4 protein-coding genes and 1 pseudogene are annotated in these 3,938 nt (G+C 63.7%); 1 reads left to right on the forward strand and 4 read right to left on the reverse strand.

The window, feature by feature from the left end:
- The 4 genes and pseudogenes from AC5DC2_RS20655 to AC5DC2_RS20670 all read right to left on the reverse strand — a co-directional run.
- Positions 1–252 (reverse strand): annotated as a pseudogene (locus AC5DC2_RS20655) (hypothetical protein); the annotation flags it as partial.
- Between the two features lie 113 nt (positions 253–365).
- A complete protein-coding gene (locus AC5DC2_RS20660; RefSeq protein ID WP_491699841.1) occupies positions 366–1,433 on the reverse strand; it encodes a YcjF family protein in 1,068 nt (355 codons plus the stop codon).
- On the reverse strand, positions 1,430–2,905 hold the full coding sequence (locus AC5DC2_RS20665; protein WP_491699842.1) for a YcjX family GTP-binding protein: 1,476 nt from the start codon (positions 2,903–2,905) through the stop codon (positions 1,430–1,432). Before AC5DC2_RS20665 ends, AC5DC2_RS20660 begins: the two co-directional genes overlap by 4 nt.
- Positions 2,906–2,987: 82 nt before the next feature.
- Entirely contained in the window at positions 2,988–3,506 is a 519-nt protein-coding gene (locus AC5DC2_RS20670) for a SixA phosphatase family protein (RefSeq protein ID WP_491699843.1), read from the reverse strand.
- On the opposite strand from AC5DC2_RS20670, the gene AC5DC2_RS20675 reads away from it, so the two are divergent.
- Positions 3,506–3,856, forward strand: a complete 351-nt coding sequence (locus tag AC5DC2_RS20675) for a hypothetical protein (RefSeq protein ID WP_491699844.1) — start codon at positions 3,506–3,508, stop codon at positions 3,854–3,856. The two genes, AC5DC2_RS20670 and AC5DC2_RS20675, sit on opposite strands and share 1 nt — an antisense overlap.
- Positions 3,857–3,938: the final 82 nt, after the last annotated feature.

The raw sequence follows: 3,938 nt of genomic DNA on the forward strand, positions 1-3,938 counted from the left end.
ACCAGCGCGACATTTGCCGTCAAGCTTGAAGCCGTCCCTGTCGCCTTCGATCGGAAGCCCGTCGAGTTCGCAGCGGAAGCGGGTGCCCTTCATCTTGCCCTCGACGATCTTGCCGGGCCCCGACCATTTGCCTGCCACCTGGCGGAAGAAGGCGCTGTCGGGGCTTTCAGCGGCGGCGTTTGCGGGCAGGGCCGCGAGGAGGGTTGCGGCGATCATCGCGGAACTGAACAGGCGTGCTGGCCGTCGTGTCATCTTGGCGCTTCCGGGCAACTGCGCGTGGCAGGTCTGGTTTCGGTTGAGCTGCAAGCATGAAGGGGAAACGTTAAGCTTTGGTTCTTCTGCCCGCAATGCGGGTGGATGGGCGGTCAGGGATTTGAGAGGTCGCGCTTTTCGCCGGGGCCGAGATCGTTGATGAAATCGCCGATCCCCGGCCGCTTGAGGGCGGTGAACGGCATCGGGCGGCAGAGATCCATGGCGGCGATGCCGATGCGCGCCGTCATCAGCCCGTTGATCATGCCCTCGCCGAACCGGGCGGAGAGCCTGGAGGCGAGCCCGTGGCCGAGCACCTGCTGGACGAGACTGTCGCCGACGGCGATCGAACCGGTGACGGCGAGGTGCGCGAGCACGTCGCGGATCAGCCGGAAGAGGCCGATCGAGCCCGGACGGCCGCCGTAAAGCTCGGCCATATTGCGGATCAGGCGGATCGATTCGTAGAAGACGTAGAGAATATCGACCGCCGCGCGCGGGCTGATGGCTGTGACCACGGAGACGCGCTTGGAAGCGTTGAGGATCAGCGCGCGGGCCTTGATGTCGAGCGGCGCCATCATCTCGCGCTCGGCAAATTCCACCAATTGCGGGGCATCGATGATCGTCTCGTCGAGTTCGCCGAGGCGCTTTCGCCCGCGGGCGGTTTCGGCCTTGCCGGCGACAAGCGATGCCAGCTCGCCCACGGCCTTGCGGGCGGCTTCCGCGTCGCGGCCGGCATGGGCCTCGGCGAGACGCAGCTTGATGGTCTGGATCGCGCCGAGCCTCAGGATCGCAATCGCCTCCCGCGTCGCGACCACGATCGCGGCAAGAACGCCGACGATGACGGCGCCAAGCGCGATCCAGCCTAGCCATGGGGCGCGAGCGAACAGGCTGCGCACCAGATCGTCGATCCAGAGACCGATTGCCAGCGACAGCACGATGCCGAAGGCGGCAGCGGCCAGTTTCGAAAAGGAGAAGCCACGCTTCTTCATGGTCGCGACCGGCGGCTCGTCTTCTTCGGCGGCAATGGTTTCCGCATCCCGCAGGAAGGGGTCTTCCTCATCGGGCGTCATCTTCACGTCGGGATCGTCGAAATGGCGGGGTTTTCGCCTTTGGGCGTTTTCGGCCTCGCGCGCTTCTTCCTCAATGTCGAAGACTGCGGGTTTGCGCGGATCATTGGGTGTCATGCCAGACGGTCTCCCAGAAGGAACTGCAGGGCGCGGTCGAGGCGGATATGCGGGATCGAAAGCGGCCCCTCCTGGCCCTCGATGTCGATCTCGGGCGGACGGAAGCGCACGGCGTTGATATCCGCCAGATTGTCCGGCGCCTTGCCGCCGCGCCGCAACAGCCGGAAAAAGGCATCCGGATTGGCCGGAAGGTCGCCGGGAAAGATCGCCGTTTTCCGTTTTCCATCAAAGGTTTCCAAGCCAATCTTCTCACCTTCCATCGGCGTTCCGACGATCACCGGCAACAGGCTTTCGCCGCTTTCGACCGTTGCCTCGCGGGTGGCTCGGACGGAGGCGAGCGCCATCACCTCGATGCCGGCGCCCGACGCGCCGATCGTCTTTGCCGCATCGTCGACGAGGCGACGCGTCAGCTTTTCAAGCCGGTCATGGCTTTCGTGATGCAGGTGATCGGCCTTGGTCGCGGCGATCAGAACCCGGTCGATGCGCCGCCGCACCAGAGACGAGAGCCAGCTATTGCGGCCCGGCCGGAAACAGGCGAGGACTTCGGAGAGCGCGCGTTCCAGGTCGGCGACCGCTTCCGGGCCGCGGCTCAGCGCCTGAAGCGTGTCGACCAGCACGATCTGCCGGTCAAGGCGGGCGAAGTGATTGCGGAAGAAGGGCTTGACGACCACGGACTTGTAGGCCTCGTAACGGCGCTCCATCAGGGCGGCGAGCGAACCGCGTTTCGGCGTGCCCTCGCCAAGACCGGCAAGCGGCGCGAAGGTCAGCGCCGGCGAGCCTTCGAGATCGCCCGGCATCAGGAACCGGCCGGGTGGCAGCGTGGAAAGAGAGTGCTCGTCGGCCCGGCATGCCGTCAGATAGGTCGTGAAGGTCTCATGCAGGGCCCTGACCGTTTTTTCGTCTGCCGGGGCGTCATAGTCGAGGCCGTTGCAAGCCGCCAGCCAGTCACGGGCAAGCGCCGCGCGTGCGCCGCTTTGGGCGCGGGCTTCGGTTTCGGCCGAGAAAGTGCGAAAATCCTGTCCGAGAAGCGGCAGGTCGAGCAGCCATTCGCCGGGGTAGTCGACGATATCGACGGCGATCCTGCCGCGCGAGAACATGCGATTCCAGCGGCTGGCGCTTTCATATTCGATGGTCAGCCGCAATTCGGAGATCGCCCGGGTCGATTCGGGCCAGATCCTGTCATCCACCAGCCGGTCGATATGGCTCTCATAGTCGAAGCGCGGGACCTGGTCGTCCGGCTGTTCGTCGAGACCGACATTCGAAAGCCGGCCCGAACGCATGGCCTCGAACATCGGCAATCTTCCGCGATGGAGAAGATTGTGGACGAGCGAGGCGATGAAAACGGTCTTGCCCGCGCGCGAAAGTCCGGTGACGCCCAGGCGCAGCGTCGGCTGGATGAGATCGGATGCGCGATCGGAAATCGTGTCGAGCGTTATGCGGGCATTGTCGCCAAGCGACGTGTGGATCGGCATGAAGATCGGCTTCCTTTTCCGGTTCTGACCGCAATATAGGCAGGGCCGGGCCGGGTTGAAAGGCAGGATGCCGCCGGCTCGTTCACGGCGCCAGGAAAGCCGTGACCTTCCATTCGGGCGCTCCGTCGCCGGCCTCATGCTGCGCGCCGGCATGGTCGAGCACGGCGATGCCGGCGGTGGGAAAGCCATAGGGGCAGGTGGCGTTGAAGGCCTCGTAGCCCACGAGCATCAGAAGCGTTTCCTCGATCCCGGGATTATGCCCGCAGATCAGCACGGACTGCCGGTCGGCGTGGTCGGAAATCGCCTCGATATAGGTGACCGGCGCGGCCTGATAGAAATCATCGATGAACCGGCAGGAGGGAATGCGATCAAGCGCGCGATAGGCCGCATCGGCGGTCTGGCGGCAGCGCATCGCGGACGACGACAGGATGACCTCCGGCACATAACCCGCAGCCTTCATCCGGCGGGCGATGTCGGCGGCGTCATCGACGCCGCGCTTTGACAGGGGGCGCTCGAAGTCGCGCATGGTCGGTTCCGGCCAGACGGCCTGCGCGTGCCGGAAAAGATAGATCCGTTCAGGGTGAGGGCTGATCGTCGACATTGCTCATCTCGAAGCGGCATGAAGCGGTTTCGGCGGTGCGGAATCCGCCGTTTCCGGCGGATCAGCGGGTTCGAACATGTCCTTATCACGAAATTCCGGCAAGCCCGCCTGCTTTTTTTATTGCCGGACGCAGCCCATTTTGCAACGGCGCGGCACGTCGCCCGGCCACAATCCGGGCAAGGCAGGCGCCGGAGAATGCGCGAATCGGCCGTGTGCCGCATAAAACCGGGCGTTGCCGGCCTTCGATGAATGTTTTATGGCAGTTGCCTTCTTTTCGCGCAGAAAAACCAGAAAACAGGCCTATTTTTTCAACATTTATTGTGCTGCTCAAATTTACAGCAGAGACTTGAATAATCAGGTTTGTTTGGGATATACAGCGCCCGTGGGGTGTTGTTCAGGAGAATGGCTTTGAACAAGAACATTGATCTTAGT

The organism is Martelella sp. (assembly GCF_984369615.1).

Excerpts from the sequence above, each read along its gene's own strand:
- AC5DC2_RS20660 (WP_491699841.1), bottom strand. The coding sequence starts at position 1,433 with ATGACACCCAATGATCCGCGCAAACCCGCAGTCTTCGACATTGAGGAA.
- AC5DC2_RS20665 (WP_491699842.1), bottom strand. The coding sequence starts at position 2,905 with ATGCCGATCCACACGTCGCTTGGCGACAATGCCCGCATAACGCTCGAC.
- AC5DC2_RS20670 (WP_491699843.1), bottom strand. The coding sequence starts at position 3,506 with ATGTCGACGATCAGCCCTCACCCTGAACGGATCTATCTTTTCCGGCAC.